At 49.0% G+C, this 24,437-nt stretch carries 20 protein-coding genes and 1 riboswitch; of the genes, 5 read left to right on the top strand and 15 right to left on the bottom strand.

Annotation, left to right across the window (positions count from 1 at the left end; all coding sequences use genetic code 11):
• Nucleotides 1–155 precede the first annotated feature (155 nt).
• Nucleotides 156–899, bottom strand: coding sequence for a YheC/YheD family protein (locus tag J2Z37_RS23540; protein WP_209812782.1), 744 nt, complete (start codon nt 897–899; stop codon nt 156–158).
• Between the two features lie 192 nt (nt 900–1,091).
• Between J2Z37_RS23540 and J2Z37_RS23535 the strand changes: the two genes are divergently transcribed.
• On the top strand, nt 1,092–1,691 hold the full coding sequence (locus J2Z37_RS23535) for a hypothetical protein (protein ID WP_209812781.1): 600 nt from the start codon (nt 1,092–1,094) through the stop codon (nt 1,689–1,691).
• Nucleotides 1,692–2,625: 934 nt separating this feature from the next.
• Here J2Z37_RS23535 and J2Z37_RS23530 read toward each other — a convergent pair.
• The 4 genes from J2Z37_RS23530 to J2Z37_RS23515 form a co-directional block, all read right to left on the bottom strand.
• Nucleotides 2,626–4,314 carry a phospho-sugar mutase gene (locus J2Z37_RS23530; protein WP_209812780.1) on the bottom strand — a complete coding sequence of 563 codons (1,689 nt, stop codon included), beginning with the start codon at nt 4,312–4,314 and terminating at the stop codon, nt 2,626–2,628.
• A 225-nt stretch (nt 4,315–4,539) separates the two neighbouring features.
• Nucleotides 4,540–5,880 (bottom strand): UDP-N-acetylglucosamine 1-carboxyvinyltransferase, encoded by a 1,341-nt coding sequence (murA, locus tag J2Z37_RS23525; RefSeq protein ID WP_209812779.1) that lies wholly within the window; start codon nt 5,878–5,880, stop codon nt 4,540–4,542.
• 142 nt (nt 5,881–6,022) lie between these two features.
• Nucleotides 6,023–6,877, bottom strand: coding sequence for a YwmB family TATA-box binding protein (locus J2Z37_RS23520; protein ID WP_209812778.1), 855 nt, complete (start codon nt 6,875–6,877; stop codon nt 6,023–6,025).
• Nucleotides 6,878–6,996: 119 nt separating this feature from the next.
• Nucleotides 6,997–7,233: a DUF1146 family protein gene (locus J2Z37_RS23515; RefSeq protein WP_209812777.1), complete on the bottom strand. Its 237-nt coding sequence runs from the start codon at nt 7,231–7,233 to the stop codon at nt 6,997–6,999.
• 209 nt (nt 7,234–7,442) lie between these two features.
• Here J2Z37_RS23515 and J2Z37_RS23510 point away from each other — a divergent pair, with 209 nt between their 5' ends.
• Both J2Z37_RS23510 and J2Z37_RS23505 read left to right on the top strand, forming a co-directional pair.
• Nucleotides 7,443–7,634: a hypothetical protein gene (locus J2Z37_RS23510; RefSeq protein ID WP_209812776.1), complete on the top strand. Its 192-nt coding sequence runs from the start codon at nt 7,443–7,445 to the stop codon at nt 7,632–7,634.
• Nucleotides 7,635–7,673: 39 nt separating this feature from the next.
• Nucleotides 7,674–7,841 carry a hypothetical protein gene (locus J2Z37_RS23505; RefSeq protein WP_209812775.1) on the top strand — a complete coding sequence of 56 codons (168 nt, stop codon included), beginning with the start codon at nt 7,674–7,676 and terminating at the stop codon, nt 7,839–7,841.
• A gap of 7 nt (nt 7,842–7,848) precedes the next feature.
• Here J2Z37_RS23505 and dacB read toward each other — a convergent pair whose 3' ends face one another.
• Nucleotides 7,849–10,629, bottom strand: coding sequence for a D-alanyl-D-alanine carboxypeptidase/D-alanyl-D-alanine endopeptidase (dacB, locus tag J2Z37_RS23500; RefSeq protein ID WP_209812774.1), 2,781 nt, complete (start codon nt 10,627–10,629; stop codon nt 7,849–7,851).
• 116 nt (nt 10,630–10,745) lie between these two features.
• A riboswitch (cyclic di-GMP riboswitch) is annotated at nt 10,746–10,850 on the top strand.
• A gap of 71 nt (nt 10,851–10,921) precedes the next feature.
• Between dacB and J2Z37_RS23495 the strand changes: the two genes are divergently transcribed.
• Nucleotides 10,922–12,631, top strand: a complete 1,710-nt coding sequence (locus J2Z37_RS23495) for a methyl-accepting chemotaxis protein (RefSeq protein WP_209812773.1) — start codon at nt 10,922–10,924, stop codon at nt 12,629–12,631.
• Between the two features lie 464 nt (nt 12,632–13,095).
• Complete coding sequence (locus J2Z37_RS23490) at nt 13,096–13,995, top strand: transposase (protein WP_209812772.1); 900 nt, start codon at nt 13,096–13,098, stop codon at nt 13,993–13,995.
• Between the two features lie 655 nt (nt 13,996–14,650).
• On the opposite strand, the gene nuoN is transcribed toward J2Z37_RS23490, so the two are convergent.
• From nuoN to J2Z37_RS25925, 9 genes are all read right to left on the bottom strand, one after another.
• Entirely contained in the window at nt 14,651–16,198 is a 1,548-nt protein-coding gene (gene nuoN / locus J2Z37_RS23485) for an NADH-quinone oxidoreductase subunit NuoN (protein ID WP_209812771.1), read from the bottom strand.
• Between the two features lie 4 nt (nt 16,199–16,202).
• Entirely contained in the window at nt 16,203–17,726 is a 1,524-nt protein-coding gene (locus tag J2Z37_RS23480; RefSeq protein WP_209812770.1) for a complex I subunit 4 family protein, read from the bottom strand.
• Entirely contained in the window at nt 17,727–19,604 is a 1,878-nt protein-coding gene (gene nuoL, locus J2Z37_RS23475) for an NADH-quinone oxidoreductase subunit L (protein WP_209812769.1), read from the bottom strand. It lies immediately after the preceding gene.
• 73 nt (nt 19,605–19,677) lie between these two features.
• A complete protein-coding gene (gene nuoK, locus J2Z37_RS23470; protein ID WP_209812768.1) occupies nt 19,678–19,989 on the bottom strand; it encodes an NADH-quinone oxidoreductase subunit NuoK in 312 nt (103 codons plus the stop codon).
• Nucleotides 19,986–20,489: an NADH-quinone oxidoreductase subunit J gene (locus tag J2Z37_RS23465; RefSeq protein ID WP_209812767.1), complete on the bottom strand. Its 504-nt coding sequence runs from the start codon at nt 20,487–20,489 to the stop codon at nt 19,986–19,988. The genes nuoK and J2Z37_RS23465 overlap by 4 nt, the downstream gene beginning before the upstream one ends.
• 1 nt (nt 20,490) lies before the next feature.
• Nucleotides 20,491–20,907, bottom strand: coding sequence for an NADH-quinone oxidoreductase subunit NuoI (nuoI, locus tag J2Z37_RS23460; protein WP_209812766.1), 417 nt, complete (start codon nt 20,905–20,907; stop codon nt 20,491–20,493).
• 130 nt (nt 20,908–21,037) lie between these two features.
• Nucleotides 21,038–22,039 (bottom strand): NADH-quinone oxidoreductase subunit NuoH, encoded by a 1,002-nt coding sequence (gene nuoH / locus J2Z37_RS23455; protein ID WP_209812765.1) that lies wholly within the window; start codon nt 22,037–22,039, stop codon nt 21,038–21,040.
• On the bottom strand, nt 22,039–23,145 hold the full coding sequence (locus J2Z37_RS23450; RefSeq protein ID WP_245204200.1) for an NADH-quinone oxidoreductase subunit D: 1,107 nt from the start codon (nt 23,143–23,145) through the stop codon (nt 22,039–22,041). The genes nuoH and J2Z37_RS23450 overlap by 1 nt, the downstream gene beginning before the upstream one ends.
• 5 nt (nt 23,146–23,150) lie before the next feature.
• On the bottom strand, nt 23,151–24,437 hold a 1,287-nt coding region (locus J2Z37_RS25925), incomplete at its 5' end, for an NADH-quinone oxidoreductase subunit C (RefSeq protein WP_342453875.1).

Genomic DNA, 24,437 nt, shown 5'->3' with positions numbered 1-24,437 from the left:
GTCACATGTCACCCCCACATCACTTTGTCCTATGGATAATATATTCAGCAGGTGCGGCGGTTAGAAGTGGGAAAATGGGCGCGGCGGACATCAGATCCGTTGATCGTAGAAAAGGGGTTTTTCGTTAATTGAGGAAATGGGTCCGTTGATTCGGGTTACTCGTTTGCTGATTTATACCATCTGATCCGACGGTACATTTCACGATCGCCCAGTCTGCGGAAAAGGGAGATCATCGGGGAAAAGTTGGCTTCGATGATCCAAACTTGGCCGTTTTGATCGATACCTATGTCGTAGCCAATGGTTCGTTGGTTAGGGAAGCTCTTCACCAATTCTTCCGATGCTCGGAGAGAAATCTGGTCCATTGTCGTTACTAGACTATCAAGCGGATAGTCTTTTATCGAGGACATAGAAATCGCCTGGTCCACGGGAAGAAGAGCTTTCGCTAGATTGGTAACAATGAAGCCTCGGTTGGCGACCTTGACCAGCTTTCCTGTCACCACCCATTCTGAGGACCCCTTTTTGCGTTGAACCATCACCCGCAAATCTATCGGGCACCCATTGATGGTAGCTAAAGGAATTCTTTGCTGAACAATATATCTCTTCTTTCTTCTCAAATGGCGGGCTACCAAATACTCATAGGTTTCTTTTCTACCTTTTATGGTTTTTCTGGTATTTTCCGCATGAATTTCATATTGATCATCCCCCAGGGAAGACACCTGGATCACACCATAACCCCTGCTCCCCCGGCTCGGTTTTACGATCACCTGATTGTATTTGTCAAGAAATTGCCAAAGCATACTTTCCGTGAACAGCTCTGTCTCCGGCAAATGCGCGACTAGTTCTTTATCTTGGAGCATCAGTTTATACTTGCTCCATTTGCTTTTGGACTTTCTTCTCATTGAAATCACCCCTCCCCATTTTGCTGCAAAGCTTTCATTTATTCTATTCTCGAAAACTTCCTTTCTCTTGGATTCCTCCCTATAAAAATCCTAAATATTTTCTTTCCGCTTTTGCATAGCAAAATCAAGCGTTCGTCCTGATACCTTTGGATGGAAGAGTTAATAGGATAGAGATAAAGGAGGTAATGTTAAATGGGAATTAGGTGTCCGTTTTTTGAGCCGAGATCTTTAGGATTCTATACTGAAGGGGGAATGGGTCCGGCTTTTAACTTAGATACTTTTGACGCAGCAGATATCTGCTCAGCCGTTGCGTGCATGCGGATGCGATCCTCGTTTATTGATGCATTGTTAAATGAGGATCCCGCTCCGTGTAATAACTGCTCCGCTAGTACTGCTAATACAGAGGCTTGTGCAGCTGCTGTGCGAAATATAATGGATAATCCGGTCATCACATGTACTGACCAAACGAACGTGCGAGAAAATATTCTGAGACAACTCGTAGTCAATTTGCTTAATACCTGTTTGTGTACCACGACGATAAATAATGCCCAAGAAAATATCGGTGGAGTTAGCCTTCGTTACGTAGTCTGTTTGACTCGTGCACAAAAATTAGCCCTCGGTTTCGATCCAACCGCCTGTGTAACCGTTGGTGATATCATTGCCTTGGCAAACGATTTCCTGGAAGCCTGTGATGAACCACTTCCCATCGACGGCGGTGTTCTTTCCATTGTTATCGGGGCTATGGCCAATGATCCAGGCATTACAATTATCCAAAAGGCTGTTTGTGTTTAAATTGAAATGGTGAAGTGATTGGGGAGAGGCACGGTCTCGGCCTTGTAAGGCAGGGGGGATGGACCTGCTATGGGCTTATCTTTATCTGGAACTCACTGGTTCATTATATTTTTCTCACACCTGTGACCACTCTCCCCTTTAGTCAGGTCAGAGGCAGGACTATAGCTTGAACCTGGACATCTAGGGGTCCTTTTATTTTTCTCACCTGTGACCACTCTCCCCTTTAGTCAGGTCAGAGGCAGGACTATAGCTTGAACCCGGACACCTAGGGGTCCTTTTATTTTCCTCACCTGTGACCACTCTCCCCTTTAGTCAGGTCAGAGGCAGGACTATAGCTTGAACCCGGACACCTAGGGGTCCTTTTATTTTTCTCACCTGTGACCACTCTCCCCTTTAGTCAGGTCGACGCAGGACTAAAGCTTGAACCCGGACACCTAGGGGTCCTTTTATTTCCACTCTCCCCCTTAGTCAGATAAGGCAGGCCCGTCCGGACCCACGGGGATAGTGGGAATAAACATGAAAAAAAACTAGGGTCAGTTCTCTTACCGGAGGCAAGGGGATAGTGGGCATAGGCTGTGGAAAGAATCCATAGTCATGACTAGCTGCCCGGACCCACGGGGATAGTGGGGATAAACATATGAAAAAACTAGGGTCAGTTCTCTTACCGGAGCAAAAGGGATAGTGGGCATAGGCTGTGGAAAGAATCAATAGTCATGACTAGCTGCCCGGACCCACGGGGATAGTGGGGATAAACATGAAAAAAACTAGGGTCAGTTAAACTAGGGTCAGTTCTCTTACCGGAGGCAAGGGGATAGTGAACATAGATGAAAAAAGAATACCCCCCGTACCACAACGACTGCTTTTGTGATACGGGGGGACTATGTCTTCAGTCAGGTGTGATCGCGACCTCGTGATCTGATCTTATAACTCTGACTTAGCCTTGGAAGAGGTCCATGACAGATTTTTGCAACCCTGCTAAGCGGGTTTCGGAATCTTGGAGGCTGGTGCCTTTGACGCCGAAGTAGAATTTGATCTTTGGTTCGGTTCCGGAAGGGCGGGCGGCGAACCAGGAATCATCCGCTAAAAAGTATTTGAGTACGTTCGCCGGGGGTAGGCCGTCAATCCCGGGTTTGTAGTCTTTGGCTTCGCGGACGGCGATGCCGGCAATGTTGGTTGGCGGTTGTTGACGGAGTTTTTCCATCATCGCTTGAATTTGTTGGACGCCGTCGACTCCCTTCAAGGTGAGAGAGACGAGCCCTTCGCGGTAAAAGCCGACCACCCCAAAAAGCTCCATGAGCGCTTGGTATAAGGTACGCCCTTGGCTCTTATAATAGGCACCCATCTCGGCAGCGACCATGCAGGCCTGGACCGCGTCTTTGTCACGGCAGAAATCGCCGACTAGATAACCGTAGCTCTCCTCATAACCGAAGAGAAATGACTTTTCGCCGGTTTCTTCGAACTGCTTGATTTTCTCGCCGATAAATTTAAAACCGGTCAAAGTGTTCAACGTCTCCAAGCCATAGCGGGAGGCGACGGCGGCGCCAATTTCGGAAGTGACGATCGTTTTGATTACGACCCCATTCGAAGGAAGCTCTCCGCGAGCGGACCGCGTCGAAAGAATATAATCGAGCATCAAAGCGCCCAGTTGGTTGCCGGTCAGCACCACGAACTTCCCTTGATCATCCCGCACGACGACGCCTGTGCGATCCGCATCGGGATCGGTTCCCATGATCAGTTCCGCGCCCTCTTTCTCGGCTAACGCGATGGCCAGACGAAACGCCTGGTGCTCCTCTGGATTCGGGGATGTGACTGTGGAAAAATTGGCGTCAGGGAGTTCCTGCTCCGGCACAACCGCCACGTTCTCAAAGCCCATCGACTCGAGGATCCGGCGCACTGGCTTGTTGCCTGTACCGTGAAGCGGGGTGTAGACGATTTTGTAATCGCGATTTTGGTCCTTGGGTTGGAGAATCAGCGACTGCAACTTGGCCTGGTAGGCATCATCCAGCTCATCCCCGATCCAGGAAAAACGACCATCCGCCAAGGCCTCGTCAAGCGAAGCGGCCTCCACTTCAAGCTCGTTCTCCACCTGAGCGATCTCCGCGGTGATCGCTGCGGCGAGTTCGGTGGCGATTTGGGCACCGTCACGCCAGTAGACTTTGTAGCCGTTATATTCCGGCGGGTTATGGCTGGCGGTAACGACGATCCCGGCGGTCGCGCCGAGGTGGCGCACTGCAAACGACAGTTCCGGCGTTGGACGCAGTTCCTTGAAGACGTAGGCTTTGATGCCGTTGTGGGCGAGGACAAGTCCCGCCTCACGGGCAAACTCGGGGGAAAAATGCCGCGAATCGTACGCGATTACGACCCCTTTTTGCTTCGCCTCTTCGCCTTGCTTCGATATATATTGAGCCAGCCCTTGGGTGGCTTTTCGCACGGTGTATTTGTTCATGCGATTGGTCCCGGCGCCGATTACGCCGCGCAAACCGCCTGTTCCGAATTCGAGGGACTGGTAAAAACGTTCCTCGATTTCTTTTTCCTTGCCTTGAATGGCCGTCAACTCGGCCTTTAAAGCTGGGTCCAACTGCTCAGCCTGCAGCCAGCGTTGATATGCTTCCTGATACCCCATGTGATGACTTCCTTTCTCCCCATTGTCAACTGACGAAACGAAATTTTCAATTCGACTTTCAAAATAATACCAATTCCCATTTTATCAAGCATCCTTCATCTTATGCTACCCAAATTTGGAAATCGGCAGAAGTTCCCACCGTTCGACAGAAAAAACAGGCACAAAACGCCCAAAAACGCACATAAAAAACCCTCTAAACACATACGGTGATAGAGGGCTTAGGTATTAGGCATATGAAGTTCGTAATTTGATAACGTTAGATGAAGTATTTTCTGCAGTAGCTTCTTGTGCTTCTTTCTTCTCTGCTTCCTCCGACAAGCGGGTAATCGTCGCTCCGAGGGATCGCAGTTTTCCAGTCAAATCGACATAGCCGCGATCGATATGATGCAGACCGCCGACTTCGGTTTTTCCTTCAGACACAAGGCCAACTAGGATCAACGCTGCACCGGCTCGCAAATCGGTTGCCGTCACTTCTGCGCCTTGCAACTTCTGGTTGCCTTGCACGACAGCGCTGCGGCCTTCGATTTTGATCTTGGCTCCCATACGCTTGAACTCATCGACATGCATGAAGCGATTTTCAAATACCGTTTCGGAGACGATGCTTGAACCATCGGAGGTCATCAATAAAGCCATAAACTGCGACTGCATATCGGTTGGAAAACCGGGATGCGGCAGGGTCTTCACGTCGACAGCTTTCAGTTTGCCGGTTGCGGTGACGTGGATGCCGTTTTCGTCTTCTTTGATGATGACGCCCATTTCACGCAGTTTGGCAATGACCGGACGCAGGTGATCGGAGATCGCGCCCTCGATGTAAATATCACCGCGCGTGATCGCTGCTGCAATCATGAAGGTTCCAGCTTCAATCCGGTCCGGAATGACGGTGTGTACGGCCCCGAAAAGCTGTTCAACCCCTTCAATCTTGATCGTACCGGTACCGGCACCGCGGACTTTCGCCCCCATCGCGTTAAGATAGTTAGCTAAATCAACGATTTCCGGTTCTTGCGCAGCATTCTCAATGATCGTCGTGCCTTCCGCAAGGGTTGCTGCCATCATGATGTTTTCCGTGGCTCCAACGCTGGCAATGTCCAAATAAATTTTCGTACCTTGCAATCTTCCTTTGACTGAGGCATCGATAAAGCCCTGACCGATTTCAATATGTGCCCCCATTGCTTCAAAGCCCTTCAAATGTTGATCGATCGGTCTCGTACCAATCGCACAACCGCCGGGCAGAGAAACGCGAGCATTACCAAAACGGGCAAGCAAAGGACCCATGACCAAAAACGAGGCTCTCATTTTGCGAATGAGTTCGTATGGTGTTTCTGTTTTATTGACGCGAGTTGCGTCGACTTCCAATATTCCGTTGTCATAAGTGGCCTCAGCACCTAAGGCTGTCAATACGTTTCCGATTGTGTGCACATCATCCAGAGCGGGTACATCGTGAATGACGCTTTTTCCCGTTCCTGCTAAAAGAGCTGCAGCTATAATCGGTAAAACCGCATTTTTCGCCCCACTTACTTTCACTCTTCCAGATAGACGTGTGCCACCATGGACGATGATTTTGTCCAAAGTACCTTTCCCCCCGCTGCATTATATTCCGTTCTTCCTATGGGTGTATGGGGTGCCTTAATTCGTTGAAAGGGGGACCCCACCTAACGGTTGTGACCTATGTACAGTGACGTACAGGCTATTTCCGTTCCACCACTATATATTAATATTCCATAGTGATGATGGGTGTTCCTATAGTTAGTTTCGTGACCTGCTTGAGATGATCCACATGCAGACCGACTTGTATGTTCATCTTCTCCTGATTGGTCCAAATAAACGGTTCAAGCTCTGGTGTGTAAGCCGAAAAGCTTTTCACCGTCGGATCTTCTACTTTCTCTACAACTTCAGCACCCAAAATGTCGAGCAACTGTTTCACCTTTGCCAATTGCACGTCATTTTTCAGTGTACCATTATAATTTCCCTGGACACAAGAGTTAAATTGAGGAACTATTTTCATGTTTTCTAGGACTTTATGCACTTGTTCCAGCTGGTTTTCGAGGCTCTCTAGGCTGTTTGAATCAGCCGTGATCCGCACCGTCAGATAACTTTCCCAGGATTTGGATGTATTGTGGCTTTTGATCGCGCTGACCTGCAATTCTGTGGTGACCCCCTCGAGTTGGCGGGAAAAACCCGTTTTGTAATGACTCGCCGTGTGCTCCACATCGCTCGGTTTGCTATCCTGTCCAATCAGGGTTTTGCCAAGCTGGGCCGCAAGCGCTTCTACTTCCTGCAGGTCCAAATCCGTTTGGTACAGGGTTCCGTAGTGCAGTTGGATGAACTCGGGCGTTGCCCCGGTTTCCTTTGTAGCCTGGAGTAAAGCGGCAAGTGCCTCTTTTGTTGATTGCAGCTGGCTCGTTGGCTGATGCTGGTCCCCGAATTGGCCCTGTTGTTGCACCCTTTGATCCAGATCCCCGCGTTGCTGCTGAGTTTGGTCGGCAAAAACCGTCCAGGCAAAAGCAAATATCATCAATCCAACCATGAAAAGGCTGGTTCCCCATTGTTTACGATTATTAATCATTGTTTTGCTCCTCATCCCTGTTTTTTATGTATCTAGGCGGCCGACTGCTGGAGTCGAAACCTTTCTACTAGGATGGACACGGATGAGGAAACTTATACCAATTTTGTGCGGGTTGATGCTTACTTCATCAGCTGATTGAGCATGATGGACCAGCCCAAATAATCCATAAAAAATCGCGCAACGCCATGCCCCAAGGCGATCGATAGCAACATCATCAGGACCTTGGTTTGTGGGCTTTTGTAATTTTTGACGAAGACGTCCAGGCGAAATGCCTGCAGGGCCCACCAGCTCAAAGCGATGAAAATGAGCGATATCACGATGTTAATTAATCCCGTCGTTCCTAAGGACGTGGCCATATTATGTATCCTTCTCCCTTCCGCTCTTTTGTGAGCAGGAGTTTTTTGGTTGTTTGTGGTTAATGTTGTTGGGTGTTGGTTGTTGGGTGCCTGTGGGCATTATCCCATTGGGTCAGAATTGAAAGTCACCCTCTTTAGTATACATGATAGCAAATCTTCGTGCATAAACATATCTCATGTAAAAGTGACAAAAGGGAGGCTTTGTTCGGATGAATGTGCTGTTTCGTTTTCGCTGTTCGACCTGTGGCAAAGAAATTTTGACGGATTCCGTGCTTTTGAAATGCTGTAACCGGCTGATGGATAATGTTGAGCATATTACGATGTCTTCGCAGGAGCTGCAAATGCTGATCAGTGGCGGGAGTTACCAAGGGCTGGTGAAACTGACAAATGGGAAGGGATGAAGGGGACAGGAGCAGGCGCACAGGGGGTGGATCAAGGCAATGTTTGGTGTACCGTCTGGGAATGCGGGAGGGGAGTTTGTTTGCTGTCCCGCGGTGAAGCGTTTTAGTGGTGCTACACTCTGCCAGGCGAAAGAAGAGTGGATGAGTATATTGCGAGACTCTGTGGCCACTATCCCCTTGTCTAAGGTGGCGCTTCGGTGGGGCTAAGCCTAGGTCAGGACTCCCTTACCTTTTCCAAAATTGCCTTGATCGTCCGCTCCAATGTGCGCTTCTCCTTTGTCCATCCGTTCAACAAAATCGTCACCGCCACTCGCTCCCCTTTTCGCGTTTGAACGTAGCCCGCAAAGCTCCCCACATCTCCTCCCTCCATCAAACTGTAGATCCCGCGGATTCCTTCTATATAAAAGGAAGGGAACATGCTGACCAGCGAGGGCTCCTGCGCGAGTAACCGAGTCAGCGGTTCGGCCGCCAGCAGGTTATAGCGGGAGAGACCTGAGCCGTCGGATAGGACAAGTTGTTCGGGCTCGATCCCATTTGCCTGAAGGGTGCGGGTTAAGACCTTGAGTCCTTTTTCTGTGTCACTGTGGCCACTATCCCCTTGAGTCAGACCCAAAGTTTTCAGAATCATCTCCGCATAGAAATGATCATCCGTCTGATTCATCTGCTCAATTAACCTTTTTAATGGCTCGGATCGGATTTCGGCTGCCAGAACCGCAGTTGGGTGCTCATCGACCTTTCCCCTTTTTACCGTCGGCTCAGTACCCATCCCCTTTTCCGCCATAACCCTCTTGACCACCTCCCCGGTATACAAATCAGGATCAGCGATGGGTATCCTTTCTCCCCTTGGCTCAGAAAGAAGAAACATCTCGCCGCTTACAATCACCTGATTGTCCCCCCTGAGCCGTTGGACACGCAAATTATTTTCAAATAGGCTCGTTTGAGCGTGGTTCCTTATTTTCGCTGTCCCGGGGAATGGACTGATATGGATCGGCGCCCCTGGCCAGGAACCCGGTTGAAACTCAAGGTCCAGCGTGTTTCGATTGATACTTAGGGCACCGATGGGTGGCTGGCTCACGCGATTTTCTCCGTCCCACGTCCAACCAAGAGGGTAGCGTTGGGGATCAAAATAGGAATCGTCGACTAGCACATCTCCCCTGAGCCGTCGGATCGGCAGCTGCTGCACCAGCCTCCTAATCCCCTGTTCATCAAGTGTGGGATCACCATCCCCTTTAATCAGGAGATCGCCGCCTGCCACACCGTCGATTGGGGGCTCCAAAAGATACAGCGATGTTCGAAAGGTATATTCCGGCCCGAGATGCTTTAGCGCTGCAAAGGTGGTGAGAGCTTTTACCGCGGAACCCGGGGTGAGTAATTTGTGCTCGTTTCGCGCGTACCATCGTTTCCCGGTGTCCACCGATTGGATCATGATCCCTGGGGATAGTGCCCGCAGGTCTGGATGTTGTAGTAGGGTATCGAGATGTGCTGAAAAGGGGGTGTCATCCGCGCGCCCCACCTCGTCACCGGAGCCGTTGGGATAGTGGTCAAAGGGCGCCAAAGAGTCCCCCCGCACCAACGTCTTCACCACTTTATCCTGCAAAAGCACCGCCTCCTGCGCATCGTTAATTCCGTTTAAAAACAGGACGAAGGCCAACTTGTCCCCATTTTCCGCCCGCAGGTATCCAGCTAGGTTGTACACCCCGGACATCGAGCCGGTTTTCGCTTTGAGATCGAATGGGGACTGGGCCCAGCGTTTTTCGAGTGTCCCGTCGACTCCGGCGATCGGCATGGTTTGTTCGAAGATTTTTCCGTATGGCTGTTGTTCCACATAGATTAAAAGCTGGAGCAGTTGCTCAGGGGTGATCCTGTTTAGACGGGATAAGCCTGACCCATCCACCAAGGTATAGCCATCGGCGATCCCCACCTGACGCAAATACTCTGACACTACCTGCAATCCCGCCTCAAAGCTCCCCTCCCCTTTTTCCACGGCTCCCAGTGTTTTGAGTAGCATTTCGGCGTATAAATTGTCGCTTTCTTTGTTCAAATGGGTGACGACTTCTTGTAAAGGGGCGGAAAAATGGGTGAACAAGGCCTGCTTCTTCTTGGGGGCCAACCCCCTTCTAATTTGGGAGGTGGCGGAAAATGACACCCCCGCCTCCACCAACTGTGCTTTCCACTGCTCCCCAAGAAAAAGCGCCGGATCCACCACGGCCAGCTCCTCGATTTCGGGTTTCGCCTGTTTTCCGATGGAACCGGTGAGCAACACCGTATTTTCACCGGGTGCTCGATAAAACTCCAAGTCCGTGTAAGACCCGCTCGTGATCACTGCTTGATTGTCAATTTTAAGTCCTGACGTGACGGGATAGTGCACAAAAGGTTTCCCACCGATCACACCGGTCGGTGCCACCTGCAGTTCGACTTGATTTCGCTCCAGTGCCAGCGCACTAATCGGTGAGCTAAAGGACCAGATTTCGTCATCCCACATCCATCCTTTTCCCAGCCGCACGTCATCAAAATAACTTTCGTCCAGGACAAGGTCTCCATCCACGCGCTGAATTCCCGTTTGCTCAGTAAGCTGTCGCGTGATTTCCGCAAGCTCCCCTGACCCAAACGAAGGATCCCCGTAGCCTTTAAGCACTAGGTTGCCTTTTAAGGTCCCGTCTCCTGACACTTTCCCATCCACAAAAAGCTCCGTTTTAAAAGAGTACTCCGGAGTCAGTTTGGCCAGGCTTGCTGCGGCAGTGATTAATTTTAGAGTGGAGGCTGGAACGAAGCTTTTTTCCGCCTGATAGGTGTAATGCCTTTTACCCTTGGTCAAATTGTACACGGCGACGCCTGTCAGCATCCCTTTGCTTTCTAGCGCAGACTGATTCGCCACTGACCGAACCACCTCAGGCACATTTCCTTCGGACAAAACAACCGTAGTCATAGATCGGATCACCAAGGGGCCAACGATCAGACTTAAACATAGAAATAACAGGACGAACCCTTTTTGCATGGGGATTTCCTCCTTTTAAAATTTACAGCCCTATCTTGTTAAGTAATTTTTTAAATATTCTTCCATAAAACGCCATTCTTCGATATAATGTGTGTTAATCCTACTTTTTTCATACCGATGAAAAAAGGCAAACCAGGACGAAAGTCTGGGACGCAAAGCAACGGGTCTACCGCTTGGAATAGCGCCAAACCAATCCAAGCCAGGATCGCCGTGCCGCTCATCTTTTTATACAGAGTGCGGTTATTTTGCAGTGATGTTTGTGCAGATACATAAGAATGGGGGAGAAATTTAGATGAAGTGGTTCTATCATATCCGGGTATCCCACAAGCTTTTGCTTGTCTTTACCGTGATCTGTCTTTCCATGGGAGCAGTTGGGTATCTGGGCCTTACCGCGCTTTCAAAAATGAACAGGGATATATCCGACATGTACAATCAGCGTTTGATTCCAGTGATGCAGCTGATGCAAATCAATAAAGCGATCTCGGAAAATGCGGTGATTCTGATGAACTCCGCTCAAATGAATGTAAACATGGATGAAATGGAAGAGGATATTTCCCAGAATTTGAAGCTGGCCGAGGATAATATCGCTGCCTACAGCAAGAATGATTTAACGAAGGACGAAAAATCCAAGCTGGATAGTTTAAAAACGCTTATGGCTGCGTATAAATCCAACATGGCAACCATGATTGAGGCTACCAAATCTACGGACAAAACATCCATTATGCTCAAGCTGAATGGGTCGATGGCGCAGAAAAAGGCTTTGGAAGATTCCATTCTTGCTTTAGTCGATATTCAAAATAAAAGAGCAGAAAGTCTCTATCACGCGTCTGACCTCAATTATCGAAATTCACAAGGCTTGACGCTTGGGATTATGGCTGGTGCGATTGTCTTGGCGATTTTGTTTGCGATCTTGCTGACTCGCATGATTGCCCGTCCGATTAATCAAGTGAAAAGTAAGTTGGCGGAGATCTCCCGGGCCGGTGGAGATTTGACGCAGCGTCTGACGGTTCATTCCCGTGATGAAGTGGGGCAATTGGCTCAGGAATTTAACCTGATGATGGAAAGCATCCAGGGGATCATCTCGCAGGTGCTGTACCATGCCAAGCTGGTGGCGACTACTTCCGTTGAATTAACGGAACGTGCTGTTCAAACGAGCAGATCGACGGAGGAAATTGCTCTAGCGATGAAAGAAATTGCATCCGGAGCTGACATGCAGGTGCAAAGCATTACAGAAACATCTGTTTCAATGAATCAAATGTCTTCTGGGGTGCAGCAAATTTCGGCGAATAGTCAAGAGGTTTCCTCTACTTCTATTCATGCCACGGAAATTGCCAGAAAAGGTCGCGATATTATTGATCATTCCATGGCCAAAATTGAAACCGTGACTTCCACGGTAACGGAATCTGCCGAGTTGATGAAGCAGCTTGGTACGCGTTCTCAAGAAATCAGTAAAATTGTCGATGTTATCACTGGGATTGCCAACCAGACCAATCTTCTTGCTTTGAATGCAGCGATTGAAGCAGCGCGGGCTGCTGAGCATGGGCGAGGTTTTGCTGTGGTAGCCGATGAGGTGCGCAAGTTAGCAGAAGAATCCGGACGAGCTGCTAAGCAAATTGCTGTCATGGTCGAAGAAATTCAACATGAAACCAATAAAGTTTCAGCCTACATGGTCAATGGTACCGATCAGGTTCAGGAAGGCTTATCAGCCGCACGAGAAGCTAAGGTTGCTTTTGAAAAGATTCACGATGCCATCGAAACTGTGACTCGTCAAATTACGGAAGTGTCTGCGGCAACCGAGCAAATGGCGGCCGGTACAGAAGATGTCCTGAACTCCGTGCAAACGATCGTGCAAATCGCCGAAACAGCCACAGACGAAACGAGCAAAGCCTACAATTCGGCAGAGGATTCGCGAAGCTTAATGGATCAAATCGTATCCTCCTCGAATGCCATGTCAGAAATGGCCGAGCAGCTACAAAGTTTGGTCGGACAGTTTAAAGTTTAGTCATTTGCCTGGCGGGGGGGCTTTTTCCCCGCTTTTTTTATGTCTGTCGAGAGAACAGTGTACACTTTTCCTTAAGCCTGTAGCCATTATCCCTTTCTTTCAGGTGCCACTTTAAGATCTCCGTTCAGTACCCTGGCTCGTGCGCATCTATTTTCCACTCCCTTTGACCACTATCCCTTTCCCTCAGATGCCACTCTAAAACCTTCGTTCCCTACCCTTTGCCTGTGCGTTCCTACTTTTCACTCCGTTTGACCACTATCCCTTTCTTTCAGGTGCTACTCTAAAACCTTCGTTCCCTAGCCTCTGCCTGTACGTACCTATTTTTCCACTCCCTTTGACCACTATCCCTTTTAATAAGGGAGGCGCAGTCTTCTCCACTTTGTCGAAAACTTTTTCTTTACACAAGAACACTCGTTTGTTATTCTATGAATAGAATAAATGTTCGTATAAAAGGAGGCGTTTTTGTGGATCAGTTGAGCCTGGACCAATTTCAAGACCGTTTTTACTCGGAGGACGTCTGCGTTGACTATCTGTTTCAAGCCAAGTGGCCAAATGGGTTTATTTGCCCTAAATGCAGCCACCGTCATTTCTATAAAGTTACCACCCGCCGGCTTCCCCTCTATGAATGTGCCCAGTGTCACCATCAAACTTCTATTATTGTAGATACGATTATGGAAGGAAGTAGGACTACTTTGCAAAAATGGTTTACAGCCATCTTTCTGGCTTCTCATCCCTCGATCAATGCGATTGAATTAAAAGATATCATTAATGTTACCTACAAAACAGCTTGGTTAGTCCTCCATAAGATCCGGTGCGCCATGAGTACATCTGATTCTTCCAATCTGTTGTCTGGCATGGTTCAAGTCCATGATGCATGTTATGGCCGCCCCTACAACCCATATTCCCAACCCCACCCCGAAGAGCATTATCTCCTTGTTGGTACATCCCTGAATGAACAAAAAGAACCCACTTATATCAAAATGAAACTTCTCATGGAAGCACCAAGAGTGAAGTGGATTTCGACTGCAGAAAAAATGTCATTTGCAGAAAGACATATTGAAGCAGAGGGATCTAACATTGAATTTATGACGGAGCGGCTCAAGCCGCGGAGACTTAAGTTCGGATACCCTTATTTCAAAAAAGCTTCCCAGTGGATCAATGAATCCTTTCATGGGATAGGTGTTCGCCACTTGCGGGCTTATTTGGATGAGTTTTGTTATCGGGTGAATCAGAAACTGAACCAAACTCCTGTTTTCCAAAGTCTTATTCAATCATGTACATCAACCAAAAAAATTAGTTATAAATCGTTAAAAGAAAAAGGGAAAAGGGTGCGGTATGCTCATATGATCGGGTTATACTGGTAAAGGGTTGAAGTCTAGGGGATCCATTCAAACTAAGTTTGCCAACTAAAGTTACCACGTTGGTTTCTTAGGTGACTTCAAAAATCGTATTAATAATGCACATCACATTCTGAAAAGAAATGAAGCTGGCATGCACCATTCTATAGGAATATACGTCAAACCATTTTTCTGAGGCAAAGGGATAATGGACACAGGATTGAAAATGAATATATACAACACTAGGTCAGGGATCAAAGAATCTATACAGTAACGACATAGCAATAAGTCACTTGAGATCCTCTCACCTATTTTCTCCTCCTCCTGACTCAACGGTATAGTGGTCACAGGTTGCAACAATATAGTAATATCCTCACCCTTTAGGCAAACCAACCACAGGTCTACGCGATACGCGGCGCAACACCCTCATGCTATCCTCATTCTCAGACTCCTCCCAACTCCCTCATGCTATCCTCATTCTCAGACTCCTCCCAACTCCCTTATGTTATCCTCATTCTCAGACTCCTCCCACTCCCTCATGCTATCCTCACTCTCAGACTCCTCCCACTCCCTCATGCTATCCTCACTCTCCGACTCCTGCCCTGCCAACTCTAGCAACAGAAAAAGGCATGAACCCCCCGACCAAAAGGGAATTCACGCCTTACAAACATTCCTGCTTTTATTACTGTCCGGCAGCCTCTATCAGATCCATCAACGGAAAATTAGCATGGATGAAATTCAAGACACTGTCTGGTACGATCCCGACTCCTACGGTACCGATGAACGCGATCAGGACGATCACGGCGATTCCAGCCGGTACGCGTAGAGGTGCTTCAGTCTCACCTGGACGCATATACATTTGGCGGATGATGCCAAAGTAATAGTAATACGATACGACACTGGTAGCGATCATGATGCCGGCTAGCCAGTAGTTACCCATAACCAGGGAACTCATGAAAATATAGAACTTCCCGAAGAACCCGGCGGAAATGGGGATACCGGCAAGGGATAACAGGAAGAACGTCATCGCGATGGCCAGGAATGGCGCACGGTGATAAAGTCCGGCAAAACTACGGATGTCTTCTGTTTCCCGATCCCCAGTGACGATCATGATAATCGCGAAGGCACCCATATTCATCAGCAGATACGCGATCAGGTAAAATACGGTTTGCTCGAAAATCAACGATGTCAGCGTGGCAAACGGCACGAGAATATAACCGGCCTGAGCGATGGAAGAATAGGCCATCATCCGCTTGATATTCGTTTGGCGCAGGGCCAACGTGTTTCCGACGATCATCGAGATCGCTGCGAGAATTCCCACAACGAGCAATAGCTCAGAAATCAGCACGGAATGTGGTCCGTTTGCTGCATTGTAATCGACAACAGAACGGAACGCCGTGATGAAGAAACGAATGATCAGCGCGAAACCAGCGGCTTTAGAAACGACCGAAAGAAACGCAGTGATCGGCGTCGGTGCTCCTTGATAAACATCCGGTGCCCACATATGGTAGGGGACAGAGGAAATTTTGAAGCTTAACCCGACAAACGTTAGGAAAAATGCGATATAGATTAACAGAGCATTTCCCGCCATGTAGGCCTGACCTAGACGATCCGCCATTTCAAAGAGATTTGTGGTCCCTGTCAATCCATACAGGAAGCTTATTCCGTATAGAACAGTGGCAGATGCTATGGATCCGCTGACTACGTATTTAAACGCAGATTCGTTGGATAGCAAATGCTTCTTTCTTGTTCCTACTAATATATAGGAAGAAATCGAGAGAAGCTCAAGGCCGACAAAAAGCGTGATCGCGTCTGCTGAAGAAGACATGATCATCGAACCTAGCAAAGCAGTTAAGGTCAGGTAATAGAACTCCCCGTGATCAACAACCTTCTCCTCTTCTTTTACCCCGCCGCGATTCAAATAATTGATCGACATTAACAAAGTAAAAATGGTACCCGCTAAAAAGATCAGTTTGAACACATTTCCGAATGCATCGACCCGATAAGAGCCGTTCAATATCTCTACAACACCGTGGCCTGTGTTTTGAAGCACAAACCAACCGGCAAGCAAGCTTCCGACGATTCCAAGCCAAGCCAAAGGCCGGCGATTTGAATGATTTGGCATCAACAAGTCAATAACCGAGATCAACGTTGCAACAATCAGGATGGTGAACTCGGGTGCCATAACCGACCAGTCATATTGGGCTAAAGGACCCCATCTACTTTCCATCGGCTCACCCTCCTATCCTTGGAACAATATTTTGTAAGGTCGCTTGAAGTGGTTCGCTAAGTACCGAAGGATACACCCCGATTAAAACGATAAAACCAAGCACCAAGACCATTGGCAAAACCTCAAGCGGCTGGGCATCGGCAAGAACAGTCCATCTGTCCGATGTGGGACCGAAGGTCGTGTTTAACACCGCACGAAGCAAGTAAACGGCTGTGAGGATAATCCCCAGCGTACCGATGGCCGCAATAATTGGCATTTCCTTGAAAAGCCCAAGGAAGGCAGTAAACTCACTGATAAACCCAGACATCCCTGGCAGACCAGCCGAAGCCATGGCCGCGGTAAGGAAGATCCCCGATACAAATGGCATGGATTTGGCAATCCCGCCCAGATCATCGAGACGGTCTGTGGACGTCCGTTCAAAAATCACACTGACGATAAAGAACATGAGGGCAGCGATTAAGCCGTGGGAAACCATTTGGAACACGGCCCCTTGGAACCCAACTTCATTCATCGCAGCAACCCCGAGCAGAATGATCCCCATATGGCTGATACTGGAGTAGGCCAGAACCAATTTGAGTCGGTTTTGCACAAGGGCGAGCAAGCAACCATAAATAATATTGATGACCCCGAGCACAGCGAGCAAGCCAGCCAGCTGGTGGGCCACTTCCGGGAAGAACCCGACATTAAAGCGAAGCAAACCGTAAGCCCCGATTTTGATCAAAACCCCAGAAGAAATCAACACCGCAGGCGTTGGAGACTCCGTATAGGCTTTGATCATCCAGGTGTGCAACGGAGCGATTGGCATTTTGATCGCAAACGCGACAAGCAAAGCGATAAACAAGCCATAGCGCAGCCCTTCGCCAATAAACACCGGTGAACCCTGCGTATTAAACGGTGAACCGGGATCTGTGAAAGCTGTTTTGATTTCCGTGAAATTCAACGTCCAGACGCTCATGAAAATCGCCACAAACACGATCAGCATAATCGCCGAGCCAAGCCCGTTGTAGAGCAAGAACTTCATGGCCGCTTTTTCACGATCCTTGAAGCCCCAAATTCCCATGACGAAGAACATTGGAATCAAGGTCATTTCAAAGAAAATAAAGAACAAGAAAAGGTTTTGCGAGGTAAAGACCCCAAGCATCCCCGTTAACATAATCGTGAACAAAATGTAGAACTCTTTCCAACGCTTATCCACAAAAATCGTTCCGGCAATCGCCGCGAAGAAACCGATAATGGCAGTCAAAACGACGAGCGGCATGGACAAGCCATCGACACCAAGCTCATAGTTGATTGGGAATTGCACTTGTTCGGCCGGAATCGAAAACCACTCCAGCTTTTCGACAAACTGCAACCCAGCTTGCTTCAAATCAAAAGCCCCGTACACCACGAAAGCGAGTATCAAAGGCAGCACAGATGAGAGGACCCCGATCAGCTTCAGCGCACCCGTTTGCGTGCGGGGAATGAAGATCAAGAGGATCAATCCAAGCAATGGTGAAAACGTCAGTAATGTCAGCAATATGGAATCCATCTACCCTAGATACCCCCTTCCGAACGTCAGCCCAATGACCAGCAGCACAATTCCCAAGAAGGCAATCAAACCGTAGGTTTGAATCTGACCGTTTTGCACGCGAGCGCCGGCGTGGCCGAGCTCTTTGGTAAAGCCGGCAACAAGCTTCACCAGCCCATCAATAATATAGACATCCACCATGGTGAGGAATTCTCCAAACACCCGCAGTGGCCTTACAATGACATTGTTATACAACTCATCGATGTAATACTTGCGGTACGACAATTGGTATAACCAAGGAAACGGTTCGGCAATGGCACCGCGGGAAACAGACTTCTTCCCGTACATCAGCCAAGCGAGGAAAATCCCCAGCAGAGAAACCAACGTCGCGACCACAGAAATCCAGAACGGCGCATGGTGCGCTTCTTCTGCACCGGCCATGGTCTCCGTTAACCAATGACCTAGAACCGGATTTCCCGGCGTGTTAATGAACCCAGCGACAACCGCCAAGATCGCCAACAGAATCATCGGAACCGTCATGACCAAAGGAGATTCGTGGACCTTTTTCGTATCATCCGCAGCTTCCCCCGTAAACGTGGCAAAGAACAATCGAAACATATAGAAAGCGGTAAAGAACGCGGCAATCACACCGACAGCGAACAATCCAAGGTGACCTTTATTGTAGACAGCCCCAAGGATTTCTTCCTTCGACCAGTACCCGGCAAAAGGGAAAATCCCGGCGATCGACAAGCAACCAATCAGGAACACCGTTCCAGTGACGCGCATCTTTTTAAACAAACCGCCCATTTCAAAAATATCCTGCGTATGCACCGCATGAATCACACTACCTGCGGCCAAGAACAGCAAGGCTTTGAAGAAAGCATGGGTCATCAAATGGAACGTACCCGCTACATAACCCGCAACAGAAGCCATCCCAAGGGCGAGCATCATGTAACCGAGCTGACTCACCGTGGAGTAAGCCAAAACCCTTTTGATATCACGCTGTGTCAACCCGATCGAAGCCGCAAAGATCGCGGTAAATCCTCCGATATAGGCAACCACCAAGCTGGCATCCACAGAGGCCTGATAAAGCGGGAACATCACCGCTACCAAGTACACCCCAGCGGCAACCATCGTTGCTGCGTGGATCAAAGCGGAAACCGGTGTCGGACCTTCCATCGCATCTGGCAACCACGTATGGAGCGGGAATTGACCGGATTTACCGACCGCCCCGATGAAGATCAGAATCCCTACAAGGGTGATCTGCCAGGACTCCATCGCCCCATTTTGCAAAGCCGTGAAGATATCTGAAAAATTAAAGCTTCCCACATACCAGAACAAGAGGGAAATCCCGATGAACAACCCGACATCCCCAATCCGCGTGACGATAAAAGCTTTTTTCGCGGCGGCTCTCGCTTCTGGTTTATAGAAATAGAATCCGACGAGCAAGAAGGAACAAACCCCGACCAACTCCCAGAAAATATAGACCTGCAATAAATTCGGTGAAATCACCAGGCCAAGCATCGAGAACGTAAACAGCGCCAGGTACGAATAAAACACTGGAAACCGTTCATCACCATGCATATAACCTTTGGAATAAATGTGCACCAGCAAGCTGACAAAGGTAACAATAACGAGCATCATGGCATTCAGCTGGTTCACTTCAAATCCCATATCAATTACTTTATTTCCAAAGGTTAGCCATTGAAACGCAAAATAATAATTCTCTGCTCCCGCTGCAAACCGTTCAAGGAACGTTCCTAAAGCCAGGACAAAAGCTGCCAAGGTAGCCAAAATCCCAATATAGGCCGAACTTTCTTTTAGTTGCCGACCGAAGGCCACCAACAGCAGAAAGGCCGCAAGCGGAAGGAGAGGAATCAACCATGCGCTAGACATCATTTGATATCGCCCTTCCTTTCACACTAGAGTAGGTTGACATTTCTTTTCGTAATCTCTTCGCTAGATCCATTCTTTACCTCTTTAACAGATCCATCTCATCGACATTGACCGTCCTGCGGTTGCGATATAAAGAGATCAGAATAGCCAACCCGACAGCAACTTCCGCTGCAGCCAAGGTAATGCTAAACAGAGAAAAAATCTGCCCGGTCAAATTCGCAAAGGCACCAAATTTCGCAAACGCAACAAGATTAATATTGACCGCATTGAGCATCAATTCCATCGAAAGCAGGACTATCACTGCATTTCGCTTCGTTAAAGCCCCGTAAAGCCCAATACAAAAGAGAATCAATGCGACCAACAGATAGGAAGCTAAAGGTACCGTCATTTGTCATCGGCCTCCCTTTTTGCCAGAATAATCGCCCCGACGAGCGCGACCAGCAGCAAGACCGACATGATTTCGAATGGAATGACGTATTGGCTAAACATCAATTTCCCGATCTCAAGCACATTGTTTTGCTGCGAAAAGTTGGCTGGTGTCCCTTCAATGTTCATCGTTTGGATTCCCATAAACACAAGAACGAAGAAGGCAGCCACGACTATAAATGCTAAAAATTTAAATTTCCCGCGACCCGTATCCTCATGTGCATCATGTCTGGTGAGCATGATCCCAAAGAGCATTAAGATCGAGATCGAGCCGGCGTACACAAGAACCTGCGTTACCGCTACAAATTCCGCTTCCAACATTACGTATAAGCCTGCAATGCTGAGAAAAGAAAAGGCCAAGGCCACCACTTGGTGGACCACCTTTTGCAGGCTAATCATGAAAACAGCGCCGCCAATGGTCAGAAGCGAAAGGATAAAAAACGCAACAAATTGTCCGCTCATATTAGTGCTGTTCCTTTCTGACATTGGTATTGTTTTCGTGCAGCCATTTCATATCTTTAAATAGTTCATCGCGGCTAAACGAGGCCAATTCGAAGTTATTCGTCATCACAATCGCCTCTGTCGGACAAACCTCCGTGCACAAATCACATAAAATACAAATTTCAAAATTGATATCGTAGGTGTTAATCACTTTACCTTTTTTCTCCGGATCATCCGGCTTTTTCCCCGTCAGATCAATACATTGGGTCGGACAAATCCGCGCGCATTGGTTGCAGACGATGCATTTCTCCGGGTCAAAGTGCTGAATCCCCCGGAAGCGGTCCGGCATGATGATCGGCTCATCCGGATATTTCAGCGTCACCTTTTTTCCGACCAACGTCTTCAAGGTATAGGATAATCCCTTTGCTAATCCTAACATTTTATTTCACCCCTTTGTTTTCCGTCGAACGTGGGAACGGTTCATCCTGAACACTCACACGGCCGCACAGTCGTTATCCTGATCTATTCAAACAGAAGCGGTCATACCACCTTTTGCATGGTCATCCGCATTACAGGAGTTCTTTCAGAAGGGCTGTTACAAAAATGTTCACAAGCGACAGCGGCAAGAGGACCTTCCATCCCAATTGCATCAGCTGGTCCGCACGCATCCGAGGGAACGTTGCCCGCAGCCACATGTAGAAAAACACCATAAAAGAGAACTTTAAGATAAACCACACGATTCCTGGAATGAACCCGAGGAATTCAAATGGCGGCAGCCATCCTCCCAAGAATACCAGCGTCGTAATCGACGCCATCCCGAACACATACACATACTCGGCCAACATAAAAAACGCATAACGGAATCCACTGTACTCAGTCATATGACCAGCAACCAGCTCGGATTCTGCTTCCACGATGTCAAATGGGGTCCGGCTTAACTCAGCAAGAGACGCGATGATAAAGATCCCAAATCCGAGAATTTGCGGGATGAAAAACCACATCCCCATTTCCGCTTGCTTGTTGACAATATCGATCAAGTTCAAGCTTCCAGTCATCAAGATAACCCCAACCAAGGACATGATCAGCGGAATTTCATAACTGATCATCTGTGCAGCCGCACGCATCCCCCCGATGATGGAGTACTTGTTGTTGGCCGCCCAAGCTCCGCAAAGTGAACCCAAGGTGGTAATCCCGGAGACCGCAATATAGTAAAGCAATCCAATGCCCAAATCAGCAAAGTGGATCGACTCGGTAAAAGGCAAGGTTGCCAAGACAGCAAAAGACGGTACGAACGCAATCAGCGGCGCCAGAACGAACAACGGTTTGTCAGCGAGTGCTGGGATAATATCTTCCTTTAGCAAAAGCTTCAAAACGTCTGCCACGGTCTGCAGCAAGCCGAGTGGACCGGTCCGGGTTGGACCGTGACGGAACTGCACCCATCCGACGACTTTTCGTTCAAAGTAAATCGCATAGGTTACGAAACCAAGTACGACCCCCAAGAGGACGACAGCGGACAGAGCAAAAATCAGTCCCGTGCCCCAACCTAGAGGTTGTGCCAAGAATTGACTCATTACGCATCAACCTCCCCTAGCACAATATCAATACTCCCTAAAATCGCCACCGTATTCGCCATGTTTTCACCTTTCAGGATTTCTGGCAGGATCGACAGGTTGACGAAGGACGGACGACGGAACTTCAAGCGGTAAGGCTTATCTTTTCCTTCGCTGTAAATGTAGGTTCCGAGCTCACCCTTCGAGCTTTCCATGCGGGTGTAACATTCTCCAGCAGGTGGACGGATGACCCGTGGCACTTTCGCCATGAAATCCCCATCATTTGGAAATTGAGCAACCGCTTGCTCGACAATCCGTAAAGATTGTACGATTTCTTCCATCCGCAGGCGATAGCGGGCCCAGCAGTCTCCCTCTGTTGCAGTGGGAACATCGAATTCAAAACGATCATAGATCGAATATGGCTCATCGCGGCGTAAATCCCATTTTACCCCGGTACAGCGTAGCGTAACCCCGGTGAGTCCATAGTTGATCGCCTGTTCCGCTGTATAGGCACCTACCCCGATTACACGCTTGAGGAAGATTTCATTTCCGGTAACAAGCTGGTGATAGCTTGCTAATTCTTTTTTCATATACTGCACGAATTCCCCTACACGCTCCACCCATCCTGGCGGAACATCCCATTTCACCCCGCCTACACGCATGTAGTTGTAGGTCAAACGAGCTCCGGACAATTCATTGAAAAAGTTCAAGATCGTCTCCCGGTCGCGGAAGGCTACCAGGAAGGGCGTTGTCGCTCCAATATCCATCAGGTAGGTTCCCCACCACACCAAGTGGCTGGCAATCCGCTGCAGCTCCATCGCGATCACGCGGATATATTCAGCACGTTCTGGAATCTCTAAACCTAGCGCGGTCTCCACACAGTGCACAATGTTGTAGTTACCTAGCATTGCCGCTAGATAATCCATCCGGTCTGTATACGGGATAATCTGCGTGTAATTCAGGTCTTCCGCCAGCTTTTCCGTTCCGCGGTGCAGGTACCCGATGACCGGGTCAACGGCTTTAATCGTCTCCCCATCGAGCGTCACGACCAAGCGCAAAACCCCGTGCGTACTTGGATGCTGCGGCCCCATGTTGAGCATCATTTCTTCGGTTGTTATCGTTCCCATACAGATTACACCTCCTCGTCGAATTGTACGTAATCTTTACGAAGAGGATGCCCTACCCAATCATCGGTAAGAAGGATCCGACGCATGTCTGGATGTCCCTCGTAGACGATGCCTAGCAAATCGTAGCTTTCCCGTTCATGCCAGTCGGCGGTTCTCCATAGATTGGCAATCGAAGGGATTTTGGTATCCTCCCGATCAGGTGTCTTCACCCGAACGCTCAGGGAATGCCTTTTCGTTAAAGAATGTAAATATGTGACAGACTCCATATGGCTCTTATAATCTACTCCTAGGAGATTTGAAACATAGTTAAAGTCTAATTCCGGATCATTTTTTAGTAGGGTAGCGACCTCCAGCCACTTCTCCCGCTTCACCACGATCGTCGGCATATGCTCGCTATTCTCGCGAATATAGCTCTCCTCAATCGCATCCGCGCCGACCTTCTCCGTGATCACCTTAACGATCAAGTCAAGGACTGGCTGTTTCGGTGACGGCGTGCTTGGCGCAGCGGCGGTTGCTCCAGCAGCAGCTCCTCCGGCGGCTTTTGCAGCACCTGCAGCAGCGGCTTTGGCCTTCGCGGCAGCCACGGCAGCAGCTTTGGCTTTGGCAGCGGCAATCGCCTTTGCCTTGTCATCGTCGCCAGCGGGTTCGGCATCCGCTCCACCCTGTGCTTTAGCAGCAGCTTTCGCCTTGGCTGCAGCGACAGCGGCGGCCTTCGCGGCAGCTTTTTCTTCCGGCGTCATTTCGCTGATTGGTTTGTCAGCGGCTGGCGCTTCGGCTCCTCCCTGGAGCTTCGCAGCAGCTTTCGCCTTAGCAGCAGCAACAGCGGCGGCCTTCGCGGCAGCTTTTTCTTCCGGCGTCATCTCGCTGATTGGTTTTTCGGCGGCTGGCGCTGGTGCGGCGTCTCCTCCCTGGAGCTTCGCAGCAGCTTTTGCCTTGGCAGCAGCAACGGCAGCGGCCTTCGCGGCGGCCTTTTCTTCCGGTGTCATTTCGCTAAACGGCTTCTCTGCCTGAGCCTCCGGTACAGTGGCTGCAGGTTCTTCACCTTTTAACTTAGCAGCAGCCTTGGCTTTTGCTTCAGCAATCGCTTTTGCCTTCGCAGCGGCTTTCTCCTCTGGCGTCATCTCGCTAAACGGCTTCTCTGCCTGAGTCTCCGGTACAGCGGCTGCAGGTTCTTCACCTTTTAACTTGGCTGCAGCTTTGGCTTTTGCTTCCGCAATGGCTTTCGCTTTCGCAGCGGCCTTCTCCTCTGGCGTCATCTCGCTAAATGGCTTCTCGGCCTGAGCCTCCGGTAC

The sequence above is a fragment of the Ammoniphilus resinae genome (assembly GCF_017873965.1).
GTDB classification, from domain to species: domain Bacteria; phylum Bacillota; class Bacilli; order Aneurinibacillales; family RAOX-1; genus Ammoniphilus_A; species Ammoniphilus_A resinae.
This window is presented reverse-complemented; position numbering and strand designations above follow the sequence as displayed.

Coding starts and splice junctions, on each gene's coding strand:
- J2Z37_RS23540 (WP_209812782.1), bottom strand. CDS start 899: ATGAGAAGAAAGTCCAAAAGCAAATGGAGCAAGTATAAACTGATGCTC.
- J2Z37_RS23535 (WP_209812781.1), top strand. CDS start 1,092: ATGGGAATTAGGTGTCCGTTTTTTGAGCCGAGATCTTTAGGATTCTAT.
- J2Z37_RS23530 (WP_209812780.1), bottom strand. CDS start 4,314: ATGGGGTATCAGGAAGCATATCAACGCTGGCTGCAGGCTGAGCAGTTG.
- J2Z37_RS23520 (WP_209812778.1), bottom strand. CDS start 6,877: ATGATTAATAATCGTAAACAATGGGGAACCAGCCTTTTCATGGTTGGA.
- J2Z37_RS23515 (WP_209812777.1), bottom strand. CDS start 7,233: ATGGCCACGTCCTTAGGAACGACGGGATTAATTAACATCGTGATATCG.
- J2Z37_RS23510 (WP_209812776.1), top strand. CDS start 7,443: ATGAATGTGCTGTTTCGTTTTCGCTGTTCGACCTGTGGCAAAGAAATT.
- J2Z37_RS23505 (WP_209812775.1), top strand. CDS start 7,674: ATGTTTGGTGTACCGTCTGGGAATGCGGGAGGGGAGTTTGTTTGCTGT.
- dacB (WP_209812774.1), bottom strand. CDS start 10,629: ATGCAAAAAGGGTTCGTCCTGTTATTTCTATGTTTAAGTCTGATCGTT.
- J2Z37_RS23495 (WP_209812773.1), top strand. CDS start 10,922: ATGAAGTGGTTCTATCATATCCGGGTATCCCACAAGCTTTTGCTTGTC.
- nuoN (WP_209812771.1), bottom strand. CDS start 16,198: ATGGAAAGTAGATGGGGTCCTTTAGCCCAATATGACTGGTCGGTTATG.
- J2Z37_RS23480 (WP_209812770.1), bottom strand. CDS start 17,726: ATGGATTCCATATTGCTGACATTACTGACGTTTTCACCATTGCTTGGA.
- nuoL (WP_209812769.1), bottom strand. CDS start 19,604: ATGATGTCTAGCGCATGGTTGATTCCTCTCCTTCCGCTTGCGGCCTTT.
- nuoK (WP_209812768.1), bottom strand. CDS start 19,989: ATGACGGTACCTTTAGCTTCCTATCTGTTGGTCGCATTGATTCTCTTT.
- J2Z37_RS23465 (WP_209812767.1), bottom strand. CDS start 20,489: ATGAGCGGACAATTTGTTGCGTTTTTTATCCTTTCGCTTCTGACCATT.
- nuoI (WP_209812766.1), bottom strand. CDS start 20,907: ATGTTAGGATTAGCAAAGGGATTATCCTATACCTTGAAGACGTTGGTC.
- nuoH (WP_209812765.1), bottom strand. CDS start 22,039: ATGAGTCAATTCTTGGCACAACCTCTAGGTTGGGGCACGGGACTGATT.
- J2Z37_RS23450 (WP_245204200.1), bottom strand. CDS start 23,145: ATGGGAACGATAACAACCGAAGAAATGATGCTCAACATGGGGCCGCAG.